The 22,081-nt window shown below is 55.1% G+C and carries 22 protein-coding genes; 9 read left to right on the top strand and 13 right to left on the bottom strand.

The features are described 5' to 3' along the window. Positions 1–116 precede the first annotated feature (116 nt). Together A6U95_RS20195 and A6U95_RS20190 are read right to left on the bottom strand one after the other, a co-directional pair. A complete protein-coding gene (locus A6U95_RS20195; protein WP_065685736.1) occupies positions 117–1,751 on the bottom strand; it encodes a peptide ABC transporter substrate-binding protein in 1,635 nt (544 codons plus the stop codon). Between the two features lie 160 nt (positions 1,752–1,911). Further along, entirely contained in the window at positions 1,912–2,262 is a 351-nt protein-coding gene (locus A6U95_RS20190) for a hypothetical protein (RefSeq protein ID WP_024486022.1), read from the bottom strand. Positions 2,263–2,410: 148 nt separating this feature from the next. On the opposite strand from A6U95_RS20190, the gene mpaA reads away from it, so the two are divergent. Beyond that, positions 2,411–3,118 carry a murein tripeptide amidase MpaA gene (gene mpaA, locus A6U95_RS20185; protein ID WP_065685735.1) on the top strand — a complete coding sequence of 236 codons (708 nt, stop codon included), beginning with the start codon at positions 2,411–2,413 and terminating at the stop codon, positions 3,116–3,118. On the opposite strand, the gene ycjG is transcribed toward mpaA, so the two are convergent. Then, a complete protein-coding gene (ycjG, locus tag A6U95_RS20180) occupies positions 3,115–4,086 on the bottom strand; it encodes an L-Ala-D/L-Glu epimerase (protein WP_065685734.1) in 972 nt (323 codons plus the stop codon). The genes mpaA and ycjG overlap by 4 nt on opposite strands. Positions 4,087–4,253: 167 nt before the next feature. Here ycjG and tpx point away from each other — a divergent pair, with 167 nt between their 5' ends. Next, positions 4,254–4,757, top strand: a complete 504-nt coding sequence (gene tpx / locus A6U95_RS20175) for a thiol peroxidase (protein ID WP_021806539.1) — start codon at positions 4,254–4,256, stop codon at positions 4,755–4,757. Between the two features lie 65 nt (positions 4,758–4,822). On the opposite strand, the gene tyrR is transcribed toward tpx, so the two are convergent. Further along, positions 4,823–6,394 (bottom strand): transcriptional regulator TyrR, encoded by a 1,572-nt coding sequence (tyrR, locus tag A6U95_RS20170; RefSeq protein ID WP_065685733.1) that lies wholly within the window; start codon positions 6,392–6,394, stop codon positions 4,823–4,825. A gap of 355 nt (positions 6,395–6,749) precedes the next feature. Between tyrR and A6U95_RS20165 the strand changes: the two genes are divergently transcribed. After that, on the top strand, positions 6,750–7,115 hold the full coding sequence (locus tag A6U95_RS20165) for a hypothetical protein (protein ID WP_065685732.1): 366 nt from the start codon (positions 6,750–6,752) through the stop codon (positions 7,113–7,115). A gap of 123 nt (positions 7,116–7,238) precedes the next feature. On the opposite strand, the gene A6U95_RS20160 is transcribed toward A6U95_RS20165, so the two are convergent. From A6U95_RS20160 to pspA, 8 genes are all read right to left on the bottom strand, one after another. Continuing rightward, the gene (locus A6U95_RS20160) at positions 7,239–8,522 is read right to left on the bottom strand and encodes an MFS transporter (protein WP_065685731.1); all 1,284 of its coding nucleotides are present in this window, start codon (positions 8,520–8,522) and stop codon (positions 7,239–7,241) included. Positions 8,523–8,653: 131 nt separating this feature from the next. Next, positions 8,654–9,841 (bottom strand): M20 aminoacylase family protein, encoded by a 1,188-nt coding sequence (locus tag A6U95_RS20155; protein ID WP_065685730.1) that lies wholly within the window; start codon positions 9,839–9,841, stop codon positions 8,654–8,656. A gap of 282 nt (positions 9,842–10,123) precedes the next feature. Beyond that, the gene (locus tag A6U95_RS20150; RefSeq protein WP_065685729.1) at positions 10,124–11,182 is read right to left on the bottom strand and encodes a YcjF family protein; all 1,059 of its coding nucleotides are present in this window, start codon (positions 11,180–11,182) and stop codon (positions 10,124–10,126) included. Beyond that, positions 11,179–12,576, bottom strand: a complete 1,398-nt coding sequence (locus tag A6U95_RS20145; protein WP_065685728.1) for a YcjX family protein — start codon at positions 12,574–12,576, stop codon at positions 11,179–11,181. The genes A6U95_RS20150 and A6U95_RS20145 overlap by 4 nt, the downstream gene beginning before the upstream one ends. Further along, entirely contained in the window at positions 12,557–12,823 is a 267-nt protein-coding gene (gene pspD / locus A6U95_RS20140) for a phage shock protein PspD (protein WP_024487070.1), read from the bottom strand. The genes A6U95_RS20145 and pspD overlap by 20 nt, the downstream gene beginning before the upstream one ends. An 88-nt stretch (positions 12,824–12,911) precedes the next feature. Further along, positions 12,912–13,349, bottom strand: coding sequence for an envelope stress response membrane protein PspC (gene pspC / locus A6U95_RS20135; protein WP_074423379.1), 438 nt, complete (start codon positions 13,347–13,349; stop codon positions 12,912–12,914). Then, the gene (gene pspB / locus A6U95_RS20130) at positions 13,349–13,576 is read right to left on the bottom strand and encodes an envelope stress response membrane protein PspB (RefSeq protein ID WP_065685727.1); all 228 of its coding nucleotides are present in this window, start codon (positions 13,574–13,576) and stop codon (positions 13,349–13,351) included. The genes pspC and pspB overlap by 1 nt, the downstream gene beginning before the upstream one ends. Before the next feature lie 57 nt (positions 13,577–13,633). Continuing rightward, the gene (gene pspA, locus A6U95_RS20125) at positions 13,634–14,299 is read right to left on the bottom strand and encodes a phage shock protein PspA (RefSeq protein ID WP_021182065.1); all 666 of its coding nucleotides are present in this window, start codon (positions 14,297–14,299) and stop codon (positions 13,634–13,636) included. Positions 14,300–14,483: 184 nt separating this feature from the next. Here pspA and pspF point away from each other — a divergent pair, with 184 nt between their 5' ends. Next, positions 14,484–15,491, top strand: coding sequence for a phage shock protein operon transcriptional activator (gene pspF / locus A6U95_RS20120; RefSeq protein WP_065685726.1), 1,008 nt, complete (start codon positions 14,484–14,486; stop codon positions 15,489–15,491). Here the strand turns inward: pspF and A6U95_RS20115 are convergent. Then, positions 15,488–16,381, bottom strand: coding sequence for a LysR family transcriptional regulator (locus tag A6U95_RS20115; RefSeq protein WP_065685725.1), 894 nt, complete (start codon positions 16,379–16,381; stop codon positions 15,488–15,490). The genes pspF and A6U95_RS20115 overlap by 4 nt on opposite strands. Before the next feature lie 89 nt (positions 16,382–16,470). Here A6U95_RS20115 and A6U95_RS20110 point away from each other — a divergent pair, with 89 nt between their 5' ends. The 5 genes from A6U95_RS20110 (at position 16,471) to sapD (ending at position 22,081) form a co-directional block, all read left to right on the top strand. Then, a complete protein-coding gene (locus A6U95_RS20110) occupies positions 16,471–17,247 on the top strand; it encodes an NAD(P)H-dependent oxidoreductase (RefSeq protein WP_065685724.1) in 777 nt (258 codons plus the stop codon). A 350-nt stretch (positions 17,248–17,597) separates the two neighbouring features. Further along, positions 17,598–19,250: an ABC transporter substrate-binding protein SapA gene (gene sapA, locus A6U95_RS20105; protein WP_065685723.1), complete on the top strand. Its 1,653-nt coding sequence runs from the start codon at positions 17,598–17,600 to the stop codon at positions 19,248–19,250. Then, positions 19,247–20,212: a putrescine export ABC transporter permease SapB gene (gene sapB, locus A6U95_RS20100; protein WP_021806550.1), complete on the top strand. Its 966-nt coding sequence runs from the start codon at positions 19,247–19,249 to the stop codon at positions 20,210–20,212. The genes sapA and sapB overlap by 4 nt, the downstream gene beginning before the upstream one ends. Next, positions 20,199–21,089, top strand: a complete 891-nt coding sequence (sapC, locus tag A6U95_RS20095; protein WP_024486758.1) for a putrescine export ABC transporter permease SapC — start codon at positions 20,199–20,201, stop codon at positions 21,087–21,089. Before sapB ends, sapC begins: the two co-directional genes overlap by 14 nt. Beyond that, on the top strand, positions 21,089–22,081 hold the full coding sequence (sapD, locus tag A6U95_RS20090; protein ID WP_021806551.1) for a putrescine export ABC transporter ATP-binding protein SapD: 993 nt from the start codon (positions 21,089–21,091) through the stop codon (positions 22,079–22,081). The genes sapC and sapD overlap by 1 nt, the downstream gene beginning before the upstream one ends.

Below are 22,081 nucleotides of genomic sequence, written 5' to 3'. Positions count from 1 at the left end.
TGATACAGAGTCTAGCGTTAATGCCTTAGGGATCAAAGTGGCAACGCCGTAACGGGATCTGAAAGTAAAAAGCCCCCGTGTTGGCGAGGGCTTGGCAGGCAACAGAACACTGAACATTAATGTTTCAGAATGTACATTTCCTGGCTGTAGGCGACATCTTCAGGGTTAGTGATTGGGTAACCCTTCACCCAAGGCTTGATCAGACGCCCGTTGGTATATTGATAGATCGGGGCTATTGGGGCCTCGGCCGCAATCATCTGCTCGGCCTTGTTATAATCGGCGGTTAACGCCGTTGGATTTGTCTCGCGACTGGCGTCGGCCAACAGACGGTCGTATTGCGGGCTGTTAAATTTGGCGATATTCCCGCTGTGTGAAGAGGTCAGCAGTGACAGGAAGGTCGAAGCCTCGTTGTAATCCCCCACCCAGGAGGCGCGAACCACGTCGAAGTTGCCGGTGTTACGGCTGTCGATATAGGTTTTCCACTCCTGATTTTGCAGTTTAACGTCAACGCCCAAGGTTTGCTTCCACATTGACGCCACCGCAATGGCAATCTTTTGGTGACTCTCTGAGGTGTTATACAGCAGGGTCAATTTCAGGGGATGGTTCGGACCATAACCCGCCGCCTGCATCAGCGCCTTGGCTTGCTCGTTCAACTCTTCCTGGGACTGTTGCTGCAGCAGGCTGGTTTCCGGCTTAAAGCCCGCAGTGACATCTGGCGTGAAATGGTAGGCCGGTTTCTCGCCGGTGCCCAGCACTTTTTCGGCAATGATCTTGCGATCGATAGCGTAAGACAAGGCTTTACGCACCCGAACATCATTGGTTGGCGCACGCTGGGTATTGAACGCGTAGTAATAAGTGCCGAGTTGGTCCGGTGTGTAAACCTGGTCCGGGATATCCTTCAACAGCTTTTGGTACATGTTTTTCGGGAAGGACTCGGTAATATCGATATCACCAGCCTGATAACGCTTGGTGGCGTTAGATTCCTGGTTGATCGGCACGAAAGTCACCTTGGTCAACACCGTGTGCTTATGATCCCAATAATGGTTGTTCGGCACCAGTACCAGTTTCTCGTTAACCACTCGCTCTTGCAGTTTGAATGCGCCGTTGCCTACCAGATTGCCCACTTTGGTCCAATCGTTACCGTATTGCTCAACCACGGCTTTAGGTACCGGGAACAGGCTGAAGTTTGCCGTCAGGCTGACAAAATAGGGCACCGGTTTGTTCAGTTGCACTTTTAACGTGTGGTCATCCACCGCCACCACGCCAAGCTTATCGATGGGCAGCTTACCGGCGATAATCTCTTCGGCATTCTGGATCCCGGCTAGCTGAGCAAACCAGGCAAACGGCGACAGGCTTTTCGGATCGACCAGCCGTTGCCAGCTATAAACGAAGTCTTTCGCCGTGACAGGGTCACCGTTAGACCAGTGGGCATCTTTGCGCAGCGTGAAGATATAGGTCTGGTTATCCGAGGTCTGCCAGCGCGTGGCAACACCGGGGATCACTTTGCCATGCGCGTCCTGATTCACCAGCCCTTCAAACAGATCGCGTGCCACCTGCGCTTCTGGCAGGCCCACGGCCTTAATTGGATCTAGCGACGCCGGCTCATCCTTGATATGCCGCACGATCTCCTGTTTCTCCGCCAGAGCGGTACCTGGGGGAACCTGAGCTGCCATAGCACCACTAATACCCGCGCTGATGGTGACCGCGCAAAGCGTTAAACGAAAACTCGCCAGAATTTTTCTTCTCGTCATGTTAGATATGCCCCAGTTAACCCCATGAATTTTTTATCATATAGCACAAAGATGCCCGCCACCTATAGCCTGGCGTAACAAGAATGTAAAAAGTGGATGTTTGATCCAAAAAAAAGCCCGCAGCCATTATCGGCACTGCGGGCTGTTTGCTTAGGCAGGATCAGTCGTAAAGATGAATACTGGCGATCTTATAGCTGAACTCTTCCCCTTCTTCTTCATCGAAGATGGTGAAATAGCCTTTCTCTACCAGCGGGTTGAGCTGGATATCGGTCTTTTGCAACTGACGTGATTCGGCGTCGTCAAAACCATAGTCGAGGAAAAACTCCCCTTTCTGATGATCCACATGCAAGGTAAACGGATAGTTGGACTCGTCCCCACGCCCATCGTCATTTTTCACTACGCCAAACCACTCACCCTGACGGATCTGGTTTTCTGCATCCACGCCGCACAGTAGGGTGATGGTGTCTTTTTCGTTTTCGCTATAACGCGCGACTATTCTGGCAACTGGCATGATAAATCCTCTTTGTCGTTAGCACTCTGCCGATAGTATAACAATAGACATCACTTTATTCGCTTAACAGACTGGGAAAGATGAGCGAAAGCGTAATACACTCAATAACATCGCAATTATTTCTGACTTTGGCTTAAAGGGAAACCCCATGACCCAACACAGACCGCGCAGTGAACGTGGCCAGCTGGCAGTTGCAGGTGAAACTTACGGTAAATCGATGTTAGGCGCACCGCTGCTGTATTTCCCGGCGGCCAAAAGCGGCCCGGATACCGGCCTGGTGATTGCCGGTACCCATGGGGATGAAACTGCCGCGGTGGTGACGTTATCCTGCGCATTACGCAGTATCGCCCCCGCCCAACTGCGCCATCATGTGATCCTGGCGGTCAATCCGGATGGTTGCCAGCTTGGGTTGCGCTCCAATGCCAACGGTGTCGATCTGAACCGCAATTTCCCGGCGGCCAACTGGCGCTCTGGCGATACGGTCTACCGTTGGAACAGTGCGGCAGAAGCTCGTGATGTGCGGCTCTCCACCGGTGGCAGGCCCGGCTCCGAACCAGAAACTCAGGGATTGTGCCATTTGATCCATCGCCTGAAGCCACACTGGGTGGTGTCCTTCCATGAGCCATTGGCCTGTATAGAAGATCCGGAAAGCTCCGCTTTGGGCGTTTGGCTGGCACATAAGTTTGCCCTGCCGCTGGTGACCAGCGTCGGCTATGAAACTCCAGGATCCTTCGGCAGTTGGTGTGCAGACTTGTCCTTACCCTGCATCACCGCCGAGTTCCCGCCGATCTCAGCCGACGCCGCCAGTGAAAACTACCTGGCCGCCATGGTCGAGTTGCTGACCTACGCTGACTAGCGTGAAAGCTCAATAGCACCGCACTCAAAGGCCAAACCTGGCACGACGTCTTTTGCCAGCCAGGTTGGGCCATCGAGATCCACAAAACGGGCGCCGGGTACCAACGGCAGCGCTGCAGTAATGGCTCTTGAGGTACAAAGCATACAGCCGAGCATGATCTCGAAGCCCTGCGCCCGCGCCTGTGCGGCAAGCTGTAACCCTTCGGTCAGCCCACCGGCTTTATCCAGCTTGATATTGACCATCTGATAGCGCCCCGCCAACCGAGACAGATCGCCGCTGGTGTGACAACTCTCGTCGGCGCAAATCAGTAATGGATGGATGAAGTTTTCCAGGGCGCTGTCGTCGCTGGCCGGTAAGGGTTGCTCCAGCATCGCCACGCCTAAATCCGCCAGCAGTTGGCAACGCGATGCCAAGCCTTCTGCTTGCCAGGATTCATTAGCATCAACGATCAACGTCATCTGCGGCACCGCCGTGCGGATCGCCACCAGCCTTTCGCTGATCAGGTGATCGTCGAGCTTGATTTTCAGCAGCGTCGCGCCCTGTTGTTCCAGCTCTTTAGCGGCAAACGCCATTGCTTCCGGCGAGCCGATGCTGAGCGTTTGCGCCATCACTACCCGTTCCGGTGCGGTAACGCCGCTCAATTGCCACAGATTTTTGCCAGCAAGGCGGCATTCCAAATCCCACAATGCCGAGTCGACCGCGTTACGAGCCGCCCCTGCGGGCATCAAGCGTTGCAACTCCTGCCGGGTCACCCCTTGTGCGATGGCCGCAGACACGTCGGCCAACTGCTCCATCACTGAGGTTTCGCTCTCGCCATAGCGCGGATAAGGGGTGCACTCACCGACACCGCGCATACCCTGCTGTTCAATCTCTACCACCACCACTTTGGCTTCGGTCCGGCTACCGCGTGCGATCACAAAGGCGGTATGCAATGGCCAGGCTTCAGAGTAAAAACGCATGCTTCTCATAACGGCTCCCGAGCGAAAAAAGCGCATAAAGTCAGTCCACTATACCTGCAGTTTATAAACTTTATCTATCCAAGGTGCGATTGTTGCCTTAAACTGCTTCGAGATTGTGAACCCGGTGTTAATCGGCTTCACATCTTTGTATAAACATCGTTGAAAGGAACCGAGCAATGACTCAGACCGTACATTTTCAAGGCAACCCTGTCACTGTAGCAGGCAAACTGCCACAGCAGGGCGAGCAGGCAAAAAGCTTTACCCTGGTTGCCAAAGACCTGTCAGACGTTGCCCTGAGCAGCTTCGTGGGTAAACGCAAAGTCCTGAACATCTTCCCAAGCATTGATACCGGCGTCTGTGCCGCATCGGTGCGTAAATTCAACCAGTTGGCGAGTGGCCTGGATAACACCATGGTCCTGTGTATCTCTTCCGACCTGCCGTTCGCCCAGTCACGCTTCTGCGGTGCAGAAGGCCTGAACAACGTGGTTACCCTGTCTACCCTGCGCGGCGGTGATTTCAAGCAGGCGTATGGTGTAGAGATTGCCGAAGGCCCATTGGCCGGTCTGACCGCGCGCGCCGTGGTGGTGCTGGATGGCCAAGACAACGTGCTGTATAGCGAGCTGGTAAACGAAATTACCACCGAGCCAGATTATGATGCCGCGCTTGCCGCGCTGAAATAAGCCTGTAGATACCAAAAAGCCCGGTTTTTTAAGCCGGGCTTTTTTATGCCTGAAATAAAGTAACGCTATTCTTCGCTGTCGTCGGTAAGCTTGCGATTGCTCAGCCCGTATTCCCGTAGCTTATTGGCAATTGCCGTATGCGAGACGCCCAAGCGCTTGGCCAGTTTGCGGGTGCTGGGATAAGTGCGATACAGACGAGTCAGCACCGAACGTTCAAAACGCTTGCTGATATCATCCAGCGAGCCTTCCATCACTTCATCCCCTAGCGCTATCTCCACCTCAAAATCCGGCAGAATGATATCTTGCGGGCGCAGCTCGTAGCCGTCCGTTTGGGTCAGGGCACGATAGATGGCGTTCTTCAGTTGGCGCACGTTGCCCGGCCAGCCGTATTTGCAGAGGAAGCTACTGAGATCGTTGGCCAGTTTCGGCCTGGCGACCCCTTGTTCATCGGCAAAGCGCGCCACAAAAAGCTCGGTGAGCGGCATGATATCCTGCGGGCGTTCGCGCAGCGGCGGGATGGTGATGGTCAGCACGTTCAAACGGTAATAGAGATCTTCACGGAATTCACCGCGCTGCACCAGTTCGGTCAGGTTTTTCTGCGTGGCGCAGATCACCCGGACGTCCACATGCACCTCATGTTCTTCCCCTACCCGGCGGAACGTACCGTCGTTAAGGAAACGCAGCAGTTTGGTTTGCATGCGCGGCGACATCTCGCCAATCTCATCCAGCAACACCGAGCCACCGTTGGCCTGCTCAAAGAAGCCCTTCTTACCTTCCAACGCATTCGGATAAGCGCCCGGCGCATGGCCAAACAGTTCGCTCTCCACCACATCGTCCGGCAAGGCGGCACAGTTCAGCGCCAGGAACGGCTGTTTGCCACGTGGACTGCGCAGATGGCAGGCCCGCGCTAAAATATCTTTCCCCGTGCCGGTATCGCCCACAATCAGCAATGGGGCATCCAGCATGGCCAACTTGCGCGCCTGCTCCAGCACGTGGCGCATTTTCGGGCTGACGGCGACAATATGGTCAAACTCGGTATCATCATTCACCGACAGGTTCTGCAGCTGGCGGCCCATGCGGGCGGTGGATTTGAGCATGACCACGGCGCCCACAGGAGCATTCTGCTGTTGCTCATATTCCAGATAGATCGGTGTGATATCCATCAGGAAATCCTGGCTGCGGATCACCACCCGTTCGGAATGCGGCTTAGTGTCATCACTCTCCAGCCAGCGGCCAAAGTTATAGCCACCAATCAGTTGGCTCGCCGTTTGATTGCGGATCTTGTCTTCGCTGAAGTTGAATAGCGTCTGAGCCGCCGGGTTTGTCAGTTCCACCTTGCCTTTCATATCGATGGAAAACACCGGTTCCGGCATCGACTCCAGCAACGCGCGTAACGCACGGTGTTCACGTTCGGAAGGCATAAAGTTAACGGTGCGCACATCGGTCACACCGCTGATGCGCCGGATCTCCGCCATCAGCGCGCGGAAGGTATCAAAATCCAGCTGGGAAAAATTGAGGTAAATACGGCCGATAGGATCAATTTCGATGCCGCGCAGGTCGATACCGCGCGATACCAAAAGATCGAGTAATTCTCGAGTGAGACCGAGACGGTCTTCGCAAAATACTTCCAAACGCATCAGTATTGGCCTTATCTCTGCAGGTGCGGGGATGTCTGGTGATGATGATAACCTCTCCCCCCGGAAGGTAGAAGCGATCTGTCAGCAAAAGTTGACAGAGCTCCAGTTTATCACTGCTATTAGCGGTTTTAAACGCCACCCAATAACACCATCGGCGTAATTTTAGCTTATTTCTAGAGAGTTATCACATTCAGCATTATTTTGGCAGCGGATTATCATGTGGTCACAGGGGGATGTTCTTTCGTCAATCTGCGGTTACAAACTGAGAAAATGGCCCTCACCGGTTACAAATGATAGTAATTCTCGTCTGACTATTTTATAGTTGCGTGGCGTAACTATTAAAGAGAGATTGACCATGCCTAGAAAGCATACACTGGCGGCATTCTGCTGCGCCACGCTGTTGTTGAGCGCCCCAACCCTGGCGCTGGACCTATCCTACAAGGCGCCGGAACCCAGCATCAAAGCCGCCCCCGCCCCCAAAGCCGCGCCTGGGCCCGCGGAAAAAACCGCCAAGGCACCAGTGGTCTGGTCAGAATCAGAAGATAAAACCGGTTTCAGTGCCAATCTAGAATGCGATCATCCCAGCTGCAGCCGCCCGCGCGACAAATCGTATTCAACGCTTAATCGCCCAGTGAAAAAAACCGATCGCCTTCGCCAGTCCGATCCTTACTCCACCAATCAGGATCCTGACTACAGCGTGAACATGGGCTATAAGTGGTAATGGCGCTTTAACCGTCTCTGATAGAAGACGTGTTCAGCCGCAAGATCGTGGGCGACGAAGTGACCTGGATTACCAAAAAGAGCAGCCCCTCTCACTAAATGAGAGGGTTGCACCGGAATGTAATTAATTGAGCGGAGCCTGGCTGGTTTCCTTGATATACAGGAAGGCGAACAGCGATAAAACACAGCCGGCAATCACGTAAAACGCCGGAGCCGTGGTGTTACCGGTTAACTTGATCAGATAGGAAGCCACCGATAATGAGAAGCCGCCAAAGATCCCCACGGCAACGCTATAAACCAGCGACAACCCGGTGGTTCTTACCCGCCTTGGGAATATTTCTGGCAAAATGGTGATGGAAGGCGAAGCACCGATAATATTGATAATGCTCAGTACAATCATCACCGCAAACAGCATTTCAACACTGGGGTAGGTGCTGAGTAAATAAAACGCCGGATAAATCAGCACAACAATCGCTATTCTCGCCCAGGCAATCAACCGGACCCTGCCAACGTTATCTGACCACATCCCCGCCAGCGGCCCACCAATCAACGTAATCAAACCGGCGATGGCACCGATTAACATGCTATAGCTGGTATCCAGTTTTAATATGCTGATGGCATAGTTGGGAATATAAAACATGATGATCATATGTGGGATGGTTCCCCCCATCGTCAGCAAAATTCCCGCCAAGGTTTCTTTATAGTAGGTAGTTATCACTTCCAGCAGGGGTATTTTGCTGACGCTTTCGGTAGCCGTTGGTAAGGTGTGAGTGGCGGTTTCTTCCAGCTTAAAGCGAATATACAGCCCCACCGGAACAATCACGATGCCAAACAGGAACGGGATGCGCCAACCCCAGGCTTCCACACTCGCCTCTGGCATGCAATTTACCAGGATCACCAACGTCATGGCGGCAAATACGTTACCCGCACCTTGGCTCGCTACCTGCCATCCCCCGTAAAACCCGCGATTATGGGGTTTGGCATACTCCACCAGCAGTGTAGTGGATGCGCCTAACTCACCGCCTGCGGAGAAGCCTTGCATCAGCCTGGCCAGGGTAATAATGATCGGGGCCGCAGTCCCGATGCTTTCATATGACGGGGTGATACCAATCGTCAGGGTACTGAGCCCCATCAGCAGGAACGTCAACGTCATGGCAGGCTTGCGCCCTTTTTTATCGGCATAATGGCCGATGACCAGCGCCCCCAGCGGCCTGGCAAGATAACCCATCCCAAAGATCAGGAAGGTCATCGTCATGCTCACCAAAGGGTCTGTCGCGGGGAAATAAGCTTTTGCTATATAGGTCGCAAAAAATGCGTAAAGCACCAGATCAAAAAACTCTAAGCCATTGCCTAACGTGGTAGCCACAATGGCCCTTGCCGGGGATTTTCTTTCCTTGACGCTATCCATGGCCGGTCCTTAATTTAATTTGTCGGGGCGCCGCATGCTGCACCCGTCCAGATAATCGATGTCATGCAGGGATCGAACATTTTCGACCCCAACAAATTCAGGAGCATCACCAACTTATTAAAGACCGAGGTTTATTCCTTCAGGAATTCCTGCGTCAATGCAGACCAATATGCGATCCCTCTGAGTATAATTGCATCATTAAAATCATAGCCGGGGTTGTGTACCATGCAGCTATTTTCACCCTGGCCGTTACCTAATAATAAATAACTGCCCGGGCACTGGTTCAGCATAAAGGCAAAATCTTCGCTGCCCATCAGCGGTTCCGGAATATCAATCACCTGCTGCGGATGACTCTCACCCATTAAATTTTTCGCCACCTGTTTGGCAAAGCGGGTCATCTCCGGTTGGTTGACCAACACGGGATAGGTGTGATCATAGTCAATATCGATCCTGGCACCATATGACGCCGCCTGAGCCGCCACTAACGTCTTGATTCGCTCTTCCAACCATTCCCTGACCTGCGGATCCAACGCACGCACGCTTAACTTTAATACCGCTGAGTCCGCGATGACATTACTGGCCATGCCTGACTGGAATGAACCTACGGTGATCACGCCCGGTTCTTGCGCCCCCAGATTACGCGCGACGATCGTCTGCAATGTCATCACAATACTGGCCCCGACGACCACGGCATCAACGGTGCCCTTCGGCATCGCGCCATGTCCCCCTTTGCCGTGGATGGTGATGGTGACCGTATCACTGGAAGCCATAAACGCCCCCTCACCAAAGACAAACTGCCCCTGCGGGAAGCCTGGCATGTTGTGCATGGCAAAAACGGCGTCACAGGGGAAGCGTTTAAACAGGCCGTCGTCGATCATCTTCTGGGCACCGGCCAACCCCTCTTCTGCGGGTTGAAAAATGAGGTGCAAGGTGCCATCGAAACAGGCGTGATCGGCCAGATAATGTGCCGCACCAAGCAGCATCGCGGTGTGGCCGTCATGCCCACAGGCATGCATGATGCCTTCGTGCTGGCTGCTGTAAGGGAGTTGCGTATTTTCCAGGATCGGCAAGGCATCCATATCTGCCCGAATACCTAACGTGCGGGGGCTGTTGCCTCTTTTCAACGTCCCAACCAGGCCGGTGATACCGAGCCCACGTGTCACCTGATACCCCCACTCCTCAAGCTTTCTCGCTACCAGATCGGCGGTTTGTCGTTCCTCGAATCCCAGTTCAGGGTACTGATGGATATGTCGACGGAGGGTTTGGCTTTCATCGGCATAGGGTTGGAAGGTCTCTAAGTTCGGCTCACGGTGCAGCATGTTCATTACCTCCTGTCCTTGGGATTGATGTCTTGGTGCTGAAGCAGCGAGTGAATACTGCGGGATCCCCCGCTGGCGCAGTCAGATATTCAGATTAATTGTTGGTCAAATATACCGTCTTCTTTGCCGCTGTCCGTGGGATTTTTCGTGACCAAGACCGCAAAACAAACACTTGATTAACTTATCATTAACAATTAATGGGTATTGCAGAGACGTACGAAAGGAGGGCGCTTTTGGCGGGGCGGCCATAAGGCTGCGTCTGATAGACGCAGCCTGGCGGAGTCAGACTTTGCTTTGACCTTTTTTCATGGCGTCTTTCAACTGGTTTATCAATTGACCACGGAAATCACCCAGTTTTGGCTTATCGCCTTCTAGCCAGGGTAACGGGCGGCAAAGTTCCATGGCCTTGATGCCCAACCGTGCCGTCAACAAACCGGCCCCTATCCCCTGCGCGGCGCGCGCAGACAACCGCGCCGCAATATCCTGCGACATCCAGTCCATGCCCACTTCCCGCACCAGTTCAGATGCGCCAGCAAAGGCGATATTCAGCAACACCAGGCGGAACAGACGGATGCGGCTGAAATAGCCCAGTTCGATGCCATACAAGGCCGCAATGCGGTTAATCAGGCGGATATTGCGCCAGGCGATAAAGGCCATGTCCACCAAGGCCAGCGGGCTGACGGCAATCATCAGCGTCGACTCTGCCGCCGAGCGGCTGATTTCGCGCCGCGCCTGATTATCCAGCACCGGCTGCACCAGCTTGGCATACAGCGCAACCACTTCGCGGTCGTTCTGGGTTTCATGTAATGAAGCTTGCCAGCGTTGCAATGCAGGGTGCCCTTGATCCAACCCGGCCTGACGCGCCAGCTTTTCACAAAACTCGCGCCCTCTCCCCAGGCCGTGGCTGTGCAGCAGTTCCCGAGCTTCGTCACGCTCTTCAGCACGTTGGCGTAGGCGGTATAGCCTGCGCCATTCCCCCACCACCGAACCGATACCGGCGAAGACGATCAGCCCACCAGCGATCCCACCACCCAGCGCGATCCAATCCTGCTGCACCCAGGAGGTATGCACCCACTGGACACCTTGAGCCACCACGCTGACGCCAAACAGCATCAACCCGGCGTTAACCATTTTGCGCCACAGGCTGCGCTTGGGTTTCAACGCGGCGTTAACAATGCCTTCAGCGCGCCCTTCCTCTTCTTCCTGCTCCATCTCTGGCGCTGCCGGATAGAATTTCTCGGCCTGCTGTTCGTCAAACTCCAAGCCTGCGCGCAACACCGGTTCCTGTGGTGGCTGCAACGGCTCGGCAAAATCGATACGCGGTTTTAACGGCTCGCTCATCGCAATTTATCTCCCAATAAAAACTCCATCACCGCGTCCAGACGGATATGCGGTAACGGACTGTCAACGCTCATCATGCGTGGACGGAACTGGTCAAAATGGAAACCTTGTTGCTGCCAGAAAGCCGGGCCAGGCAGGCGCGCAGGTACTTCGCCAGGGAAGACCGTCAGTGGTGCGCCATCGTCCAGGCGGTGGCCTTTCAATGCCGGAATAGACTGCCCATGATGATCGACAATGCCGCTTTCGGTCGCCTGTACCGAAGCCAGGCCGACACAGTCCATACTGATGCCTTCAAACGCGGCGTTCTGCCAGGCCTCCTGCACCAGTTGCTGTAACAGTGAAACCAGATTGGCGTGCTGGTCGGCGGTGATATGGTCCGCCTTGGTTGCCGCGAACATCAGTTTGTCGATGGTCGGCGAAAACAGGCGGCGGAACAGCGTGCGCTTGCCGTAGTGGAAGCTTTGCATCAACTGGGTCAGCGCCAAACGCATATCATTAAACGCCTGCGGCCCGCTGTTGAGCGGTTGCAGGCAATCCACCAACACAATTTGGCGATCGAAACGCACAAAGTGCTCTTTATAAAACGCCTTGACGATCGACTGGCAGTAATAGTTAAAACGGGCGCGCAACATGCCCGCATTGGTATGTTTGTCCGCCTGTGCCAGGCGCGATTCCCCTGCCGCATCGACGTTTGGCCACGGGAAGAACTGCAACGCAGGCGCACCGGCCATATCGCCAGGCAGCACAAAGCGCCCTGGCTGAATAAAGTGCAGCCCTTCGGCCTTACAGCGCAGCAGGTAGTCGGTATAAGCCTGGGCGATCGCCGCCAGCTTGTTTTCATCCGCCGGGGCCAACGGATCGAGATCTTTGCACAATGCCAGCCAAGGCTCAGCCCAGCGCGCGCGGTCGCCCTGCAACAACCCAGCCATCTGACGTGACCAGGCCAGGTAGTCCTGTTCCAGCATCGGCAAATCCAGCAGCCATTCGCCCGGATAGTCGACGATTTCCAGATACAGCGTGGAGGTTTCTTTAAAATGGCGCAGCAGTGAATCATTGGAACGGTAGCGCAGCGCCAGGCGGATTTCGCTGACGCCACGGGTTGGCGTTGGCCAACTTGGCGGATTGCCATACAGCTGCGCCAGGCCTTCATCGTAGGTGAAACGTTGGATACCGAGGTCGCGTTGAGGAATGCGTTTCACACCCAACAGCCTTTCTTCCCGCACAGGGGAAAACAGCGGCATACGCGCGCCGCTGTGAACATGGAGTAATTGATTGACCAATCCGGTGATAAACGCCGTCTTACCGCTGCGGCTCAAGCCGGTTACTGCCAGACGCAGATGGCGATCCATTCCGCGATTGACCAGCGAAGTTAACTCATTTTGCAGTCGTTTCATTGTTCTCCTTGGCATAGCGCCCGAACGCCTTGTTCAGCCCTTTGCGAAACAGCGGTTCCAGCAACAGGGCCAACACGTAACGCAGCGGTTTGCGGCTGACGGTTTTCAGCAACCACGCGGTTGCCCCCGCCGGGCCATAACTCATTAACGCTATGATGATGACTTTCGACAAGGTCTTCAACAATGCACCTACTCCCCATTTTGGTGAAGCGGTTTTTGGGGCATTAATCGCATAGGTTTTGCTCATGGTCGCTGCCCTCTGGCATATGTTGGGGTAAAAGTCGGTGCAATGCCTGACCTGCGGCGTACGCAGGCCCGTGCATCGTTAAGAGAGGTTACAGGTGGCGAAAGCGGCTCTGCACACCAAAGGTGTCAGACGTGACGTAGCGTTCGACCTTGCGCAACTGCTGCTCTCCACTGCTCAATTCATATTCCAGTTTATCGAGCAACTGGCGCGGTGTGGCCTGATGTTCATCCTGATAACGGCTGGCTGGAGCCTCCTCAAGCACGAAGACCAAGGCGATATAGGCGACCACCGTAATGAAAAACAGCCCGAAGAACAGCGACAACACGGCAATCACCCGGATCAAACGCACGGGCACGTCAAAATAGTGGGCAAGACCAGCGCAAACGCCCTTCAGCATGCCTTCTTCAGGCACACGGTACAGTTTTTTACTGCCTAAGGTGTTGCCCTTGTATGAACCGCTGTCGTCGTTGTAGTAAGAACGATCGCGACGATCGCCATACTTTCCTCTGTCCTGGTCTCTACGCATTACGACTGCCTCCAATTCGGGTGTTCCGCATCAAGAATGTCTTCCAACGCCTGAATACGATCGCGCATGCGTGTGGCCTGCTCCCCCAGCTGCGTCAGACGTTGCATCTCCTGATGACTCAGTTGAACGCCGCTCTGTTGCCGGTTGCTGTAATGCAACCAAAGCCAAATCGGTGCGACAAACAACACAAAGATTGTCAACGGGATGGCAAGTAATAGAGCACTCATCTCAATTCCTTCTTATTGGCCGTAGTGTGGCGGCCACGCTGGGTGGCCGCTTAAGCATTATTCCGGGCGGTTCATCTTGGCTTTCATTGCCGCCAGTTGCTCACTGATGGCATCGTCTGCCTGCAGTTCGGCAAACTCCTGATGCAGGCTTTTCTTTTTGCCAATGCTGACGCTTTCCGCTTCGGCTTCCATATGGTCGATACGGCGCTCAAACTGTTCAAAACGCGCCATCGCCTCATCCAGTTTACCGCTGTCCAGCTGGCGACGCACATCCCGTGAAGAAGAAGCCGCCTGATGGCGCAGCGTTAATGCCTGCTGGCGTGCACGGGTTTCGGTCAGCTTGTTTTCCAGCTCGCCAATTTCACTCTTCATGCGGGCCAGCGTCTCTTCTACGGTAGCCACTTCCTGGCTCAGCGTAGCAAGCAGATCGGCCACTTTCTGTTTTTCGATCAACGCCGCACGGGCCAGATCTTCTTTATCTTTACGCAGCGCCAGTTCGGCTTTGTCCTGCCAGTCATTGATCTGGTTTTCACCCTGTTCAATGCGGCGCAGCAGCTGCTTTTTCTCTGCCAGGGCACGCGCTGAAGTGGAGCGCACTTCAACCAGCGTGTCTTCCATTTCCTGGATCATCAAACGCACCAGCTTTTGCGGGTCTTCTGCTTTATCGAGCAGAGTATTGATGTTGGCGTTCACGATGTCGGCAAAACGAGAAAAGATACCCATAATTTACTTCCTCTTGGTTCTGAAGGCGTCTGAAGCGCCGAGTTAAGTTATACAACTTGCCCAAAGAGTTAATCAAGAAGCGTGCCAACTTTTATTTCATTGAAATACAAAGACTATTTATTTTTGACACTCGCCACGCTTGCTGTAGAGTGAGTGTTTTCACCAAACATTGGCGAATTTCATCATGAGCGAACCGTTAGAGAACCTGTTGGGCGAGGCCAACGCCTTTGTGGAAGTGCTGGAGCAAGTTTCACAGTTGGCCAAGCTCAACAAACCGGTGCTGGTGATCGGTGAGCGCGGCACGGGTAAGGAGCTGATCGCCCACCGGTTGCACTATCTTTCCAATCGTTGGCAAGGGCCGTTTATCTCCCTCAACTGTGCGGCGCTGAATGAAAACCTGCTGGACTCGGAGCTGTTTGGCCATGAAGCTGGCGCGTTTACCGGCGCACAAAAACGCCACCTTGGCCGCTTTGAACGTGCCGATGGCGGCACCCTGTTTCTGGATGAATTGGCAACCGCACCAATGCTGGTGCAAGAAAAGCTGCTGCGGGTGATTGAATACGGCCATCTGGAGCGTGTGGGAGGCAGCCAACCGCTGCGGGTGGATGTCCGGCTGGTGTGCGCCACCAATGACGATCTGCCCGCGCTGGCCGCCGCCGGTAAATTCCGTGCCGATCTGCTGGACCGCCTGGCGTTCGACGTGGTGCAACTGCCACCGCTGCGCCAACGCCAGCAAGACATCATGCTATTGGCCGAGCATTTCGCCATTCAGATGTGCCGCGAGCTGTCACTGCCGTTGTTCCCCGGCTTTAGTGAACATGCGCAGGCGGTGCTGCTTGGCTACTCCTGGCCGGGTAACGTACGTGAGCTGAAAAACGTGGTGGAGCGTTCCGTTTACCGCCATGGTTCAGGCCAGGATGAGTTGGATGAGATCATCATTAACCCCTTTGCCAAGCGTTCAGAGCCGCTTGATGATGAGGCAACCGCGCCGACCAGTGATTTACCTGCATTGCCGCTGGATTTTAAAAGCTGGCAGCATCAGCAGGAGAAAACCCTGCTGGAGATGGCCTTGAAACAGGGCCGTTTCAATCAGCGCAAAGCTGCCGATTTGCTGGGGCTGACTTATCATCAGCTACGCGGCATGTTGAAAAAGCATGCACTGCTGCAAGGTAGCGAACCAGAGGGAAGTTAAACCGACTGGGCGATCAATTCGCGTAACCATTGATGGGCGGGATCGCGATGCGAACGCTCATCCCACAGCATAGCCAGTTCATAGCCTGGGATCTCCATTGGCGGCTCGGCAATCTGTACTTCGGGGCTGCCGCGTACCAGGCGTTCGGGCAGCATAGCAACCAGATCCGTCTTGGCGATCACCGATTTCACAAACAGAAAATGCGGGACGGAAAGCACCACCCGCCGCGAAAGCCCAACCTGCTCCAGCGTGTGATCGGTGATGCCACTAAATCCCCCGCCGTTTGGCGAAACCACCACGTGCTCCAGTTGGCTAAATTGCGCCAGCGTCGGGCGAGCCGTCAACGCAGGATGACCGATACGGCCCACCAATACATACCTCTCCTTGAATAACACGCGTTGACGCATCCCTGATGGAGCGCAGTCCTGAGTGTGAAAGGCCAGATCGATCTCCCCCATCTCCGCCTGCCGGGCAATCCTGGTCGGTACCAGTTCCAACACCGCCAACCTGCTGCTGGGGGCGGCCTGACGAAGCCGTGCCAATGTAGGCAACAGTACCGTGGACTCGCCATAATCAGATGCGGCAACCCGCCAGGTGATATTCGCGCTAGCCGCCTCAAAAGGGCTGATAGGTGAAACAGTGTGCTCAAGCACTTCCAATGCCTGCCGCAAAGGTTCACGTAAAGCCTCCGCCCTGGCCGTTGGCCGCATTCCTCTTGGGCCCGGTAACAACAGCGGATCGTCGAAAAACGCTCTCAGCTTGGCCAAATGAGCGCTTACCGAAGGCTGCGACAGCGACAACCGCTCCGCAGCGCGTGTAACGTTCAATTCCATCAGTAGCACATCCAACGTCACCAGGAGATTGAGATCCAGCCTACCGAAATTACTCATACAAATACCTGTAATCATCTAAATCAATTTTAACTATACCTGACGCTAACCTACTCTGTTGCTCTCTTTTTCAGCAATGGAACTCAATGATGAATATTCTACTGGTCTACGCTCACCCAGAAGCCCAATCGCTTAATGGCTCACTAAAAAACTTTGCGGTCAAACATCTGCAGGACGCCGGGCATCAGGTACAGGTCTCCGATCTGTACGCCATGAAATGGAAAGCCTCTTTAGATGGCGACGACCGTACGGATCGGGATAGCGCTAACCGCTTCAGCCCGGTACTGGATTCCAGAATAGCGCTTGAACAAGGGACGCAGAGCGCAGATATTGCATTGGAACAGGAGAAGTTACTCTGGGCGGATACCGTGATCCTCCAGTTCCCGCTGTGGTGGTTCTCCATGCCAGCCATCCTCAAGGGGTGGGTAGAACGCGTGTATGCCTATGGCTTTGCTTACGGCGTTGGCGAGCATTCCGATACACATTGGGGAGATCGTTATGGCGAAGGTACTTTGGCAGGGAAACGGGCTATGTTGCTGGTTACCGCTGGCGGTTGGGAGTCTCATTACAGCCCGCGCGGTATCAACGGCCCGATAGAGGATATTCTGTTCCCTATTCACCATGGCATTCTGTATTACCCCGGTTTTGATGTGCTACCACCGTTTGTGGCGTACCGCACCGATCGCTTCGACGAGGCAAAATTCCCCGACCTATGCTCGGCGCTGGGGAAACGGCTGGACGCGCTGGCCAGTACCGAGCCTTTGCCATTCCGTAAGCAAAATTTTGGCGATTATGTTATTCCACAGTTAACGCTGCGAGAAGACATTGCCCCTGGCCGCTCCGGCTTTGCGGTTCACCTGAAATAGAGGCAAAAAAAAAGCCAGCACCCGAGCTGGCTAAGTAAACACTGGAAGCAATGTGAGCAATGTCGTGCCTTCCACAAAGGGCCACAAGGCGTGGCCTTCCGTGAACTGCCAAATGATGATAATGGTTCTCAGTATCATCTGTAAAGTACTTTGTTGAGAATTTTTCTCATTACCACACTAAGCATGGGTAATTATCCACCAGCAGTGATTTCAGGCGGAGGCCAGCTCGCCAGAAAACAGCGGCAAGCTTAACCAAACCGCCGAAATTTCAGCCATTTTGCTCAAGGAATTGGGCTGTTGGTCAGAGTGCGATACACTAACGTTATTGCTTAATAACCCATGAAGCGTCTATGCGTGGTTTACCTCTTTGGATAATGTCGCTCGGCTGCCTGGCAACGTCTGCCCTGGCCGCGACACCTGCTGTGCCCAGCGCAGCACCACCGCCAGCAGACATCCGCCAGAGCGGCTTTGTCTATTGCGTCAGCGGCATTCTGAACACCTTCAATCCGCAGATGGCCAGCAGCGGTCTGACGGTCGATACCCTGGCCGCCCAGCTTTACGATCGGCTGCTGGATGTCGACCCCTACACTTACCGCCTGATCCCAGAGCTGGCGGAAAGCTGGGAAGTGCTGGACAACGGTGCCACCTACCGCTTCCACCTGCGCCGGGACGTGCCTTTCCAGACCACTGCCTGGTTCCAACCCACCCGCAAAATGAACGCCGACGATGTGGTGTTCAGCTTCCAGCGGGTGTTTGACCAGAAGCATCCGTTCCACAATGTCAACGGCGGTGAATACCCATACTTCGACAGTTTGCAGTTTGCCGACTCCGTGCAAAGCGTGAAAAAACTGGACCAATACACCGTCGAGTTCCGCTTGCAGGCGCCGGATGCGTCCTTCCTGTGGCATCTGGCGACCCATTATGCGCCGGTGCTATCAGCAGAATATGCCGACAACCTGACGCTGGATGGCACCCAGGAAATGATCGATCGTGAACCGGTCGGCACCGGCCCCTTCTTGTTGAACGAATACCGTTCCGGGCAATATATCCGTCTGGCACGCAATGACGTTTACTGGAAAGGGAAACCGCGCATGCCGCAGGTGGTGATCGACATGGGGGCCGGGGGCACGGGCCGCCTGTCCAAATTGCTGACCGGCGAGTGCGATGTGCTGGCCTACCCCGCCGCCAGCCAGCTTTCGATCCTGCGCGACGATCCGCGTTTACGCCTGACGCTGCGCCCAGGGATGAATATCGCCTATCTGGCCTTCAACACCCGCAAGCCACCGCTGGATAACCTGAAGGTTCGCCAGGCCATTGCGTTAGCCATTAACAACCAGCGCCTGATGCAATCGATCTATTACGGTACCGCAGAGACCGCCGCTTCGATCCTACCGCGCGCCTCCTGGGCCTATGATAATGATGCTCACGTTACCGAATACGATCCGGCCAAGGCGCGAGAAATGCTGCGCGAAGCTGGCGTGGGGCCGCTGAACCTGAAGCTGTGGGTGCCTACCGCATCACAATCCTATAACCCCAGCCCGTTGAAAACGGCGGAGCTGCTACAGGCGGATTTGGCTCAGGTCGGTATTAATGTCACCATCGTGCCGGTAGAGGGCCGTTTCCAGGAAGCCCGGCTGATGGAGATGAACCACGATCTGACGCTCACCGGCTGGTCAACCGACAGTAACGATCCGGACAGCTTCTTCCGCCCGCTGCTCAGCTGTGCGGCAATCCGTTCGCAAACCAACTATGCTCACTGGTGCGATCCCGCTTTTGATGAACAGTTGCAGGACGCCTTGTTGTCACAGCAGTTATCACAGCGTATCGAGCATTATCAGCAGGCGCAGAAGATCCTCGAACAGCAGTTGCCGGTATTGCCGCTGGCCTCCTCCTTGCGTTTGCAGGCCTACCGTTATGATATTAAAGGACTGGTGTTGAGCCCGTTCGGCAACTCATCATTTGCCGGGGTGTACCGTGAACCGGCGGAGGCCGCGAAAAAGTGATTATCTTTACCTTACGCCGCATTCTGTTGCTGCTGATCACGCTGTTCTTCCTGACGCTGGTCAGCTTCAGCCTGAGCTACTTTACCCCACGCGCGCCGCTAAACGGTGCCGCCTTGCTGGACGCCTACCAGTTCTATTTCGTCAGCCTGCTGCACTGGGACTTTGGCGTTTCCAGCATCAATGGCCAGGCGATCAGCGAACAGCTGCGCGAAGTGTTCCCGGCCACCATGGAACTGTGCATTTTAGCCTTTACGCTGGCCCTGTTTATCGGCATTCCGCTGGGCATTATTGCCGGTGTAATGCGCGGCAAGTGGCAGGATACCGCCATCAGTACCTTCGCCCTGCTGGGCTTTTCCATCCCGGTGTTCTGGCTGGCGCTGCTGTTGATGCTCTATTTTTCACTGCATCTTGGCTGGCTGCCGGTGTCGGGCCGTTTCGATCTGCTGTATCAGGTCAAGCAGGTCACCGGTTTGGCGCTGGTTGACGCCTGGCTGTCTGACTCGCCTTATCGCAACGAGATGATTGCCAGTGCGCTGCGCCATATGGTGCTGCCGATTGCCGCTCTGGCAGTGGCTCCAATCACCGAGGTGATCCGCTTGATGCGCATCAGCACCGACGATGTTCTCAGCCAGAACTACATCAAGGCTGCCGCAACCCGTGGCCTGTCGCGCTTTACCATTATCCGCCGTCACGTGCTGCACAACGCGTTACCGCCGATCATCCCGAAGCTCGGTCTACAATTTTCTACCATGCTCACGCTGGCCATGATCACCGAGGTGGTGTTCAGTTGGCCAGGGCTGGGGCGCTGGCTGATCAATGCCATCCGCCAACAGGACTACGCGGCCATCTCCGCAGGCGTGATGGTGATCGGCACGCTGGTGATCACCATTAACGTGCTGGCCGACATTCTGGGCGCGGCGACCAACCCGCTGAAACATAAGGAATGGTATGCCCTTCGATAACGTATACCGCGAAAAGAAAATGCCTAGCCCGCTGCTCTATACCTGGCGGATTTTCTATGGCGACACTTTGGCGATGATTGGTTTTTATGGGGTGATCGGCCTGCTGCTGCTTTCCCTGTTCGGCAGCCTGCTGGCACCTTACGCCCTCGATCAGCAATTCTTGGGATATCAGTTGCTACCGCCCTCCTGGTCACGCTACGGCAACGTGTCGTTCTTCCTGGGCACCGACGATCTGGGCCGCGATATCCTCAGCCGCTTGCTGACCGGCACCGCCGCCACCTATGGTTCGGCACTGATTGTGACCATCGCCGCCGCCCTTTGTGGCGTGATCCTGGGCGTGTTTGCCGGGGTCACCCATGGTCTGCTGTCTGCGATGCTCAACCATATTCTCGATACCCTGCTCTCCATCCCTTCACTGCTGCTGGCGATTATCGTGGTGGCATTCCTCGGGCCGAAGCTGGAACACGCCATGCTGGCCGTTTGGCTGGCGCTGTTGCCACGGATGGTGCGTACCATCTACAGCGCAGTGCACGATGAGCTGGAAAAAGAGTACGTAGTCGCAGCCCGTCTGGATGGCGCTTCGACGATGCAGATCCTGTGGTACGCCGTGGTGCCGAACATTGCCGCCGTACTGATCACTGAATTCACCCGCGCTTTATCGATGGCCATTCTCGACATCGCGGCGTTGGGCTTCCTCGATCTGGGGGCGCAGTTGCCCTCCCCGGAATGGGGAGCCATGTTAGGCGACTCGTTGGAGTTGGTGTATGTCGCACCTTGGACCGTGATGCTGCCCGGTGCTGCTATTCTGATCAGCGTGCTGCTGGTTAACCTGTTGGGCGACGGAATACGCCGCGCGATCAATGCGGGAGTGGAATAATGCCGTTACTCGATATCCGCAATTTGACGATTGAATTTATGACCGCCGAAGGGCCGGTGAAGGCCGTCGATCGCGTCAGCATGACGCTGACCGAAGGTGAAGTGCGCGGCCTGGTAGGCGAATCCGGCTCAGGAAAAAGCCTGATCGCCAAAGCCATATGCGGCGTGACCAAAGATAACTGGCGCGTCACCGCCGACCGCTTCCGCTTTGACGACATCGACCTGTTGCAGCTCAGCCCCCGCGAACGGCGCAAACTGGTGGGCCACAACGTTTCGATGATCTTCCAGGAGCCACAATCCTGTCTTGATCCTTCCGAAAGCATTGGCCGCCAGTTGGCACAGGCCATTCCCGGCTGGACTTACAAGGGCCGTTGGTGGCAGCGCTTTAACTGGCGCAAACGGCGGGCGATTGAGCTATTGCACCGCGTCGGTATCAAGGATCACCTCGATATCATGGGCAGCTTCCCTTACGAGCTCACCGAAGGGGAATGCCAGAAAGTGATGATCGCCATAGCGTTGGCCAATCAGCCAAGATTGCTGATTGCCGATGAGCCAACCAACGCCATGGAACCCACTACGCAGGCGCAGATCTTCCGCCTGCTGGCGCGCCTGAACCAAAACAACAACACGACCATCCTACTGATCAGCCACGATTTGCAGATGATGAGCAAATGGGCTGACAGGGTTAACGTGCTGTACTGCGGCCAGACGGTGGAGAGCGCGCAATGTGAAGATCTGCTTGCCGCCCCTCATCATCCTTATACCCAGGCGCTGATCCGCGCCATGCCGGACTTTGGCCGCTCACTGCCACATAAGAGCCGCCTGAATACGCTGCCGGGTGCGATCCCCTCATTGGAGCATCTGCCGATCGGCTGCCGCCTGGGGCCACGCTGCCCGTATGCGCAAAAGCAATGCATTGAAACCCCGCGCCTGCGCCCGGTGAAGAATCACCTGTTCGCCTGCCACTTCCCGCTGAACATGGAGGAGCAATAA

It is taken from the genome of Serratia sp. 14-2641 (assembly GCF_001692375.1).
GTDB lineage: Bacteria > Pseudomonadota > Gammaproteobacteria > Enterobacterales > Enterobacteriaceae > Chania > Chania fonticola_C.
The sequence above is the reverse complement of the archived record's forward strand: the minus strand, read 5'-3'. Positions and strand labels throughout refer to the sequence as shown.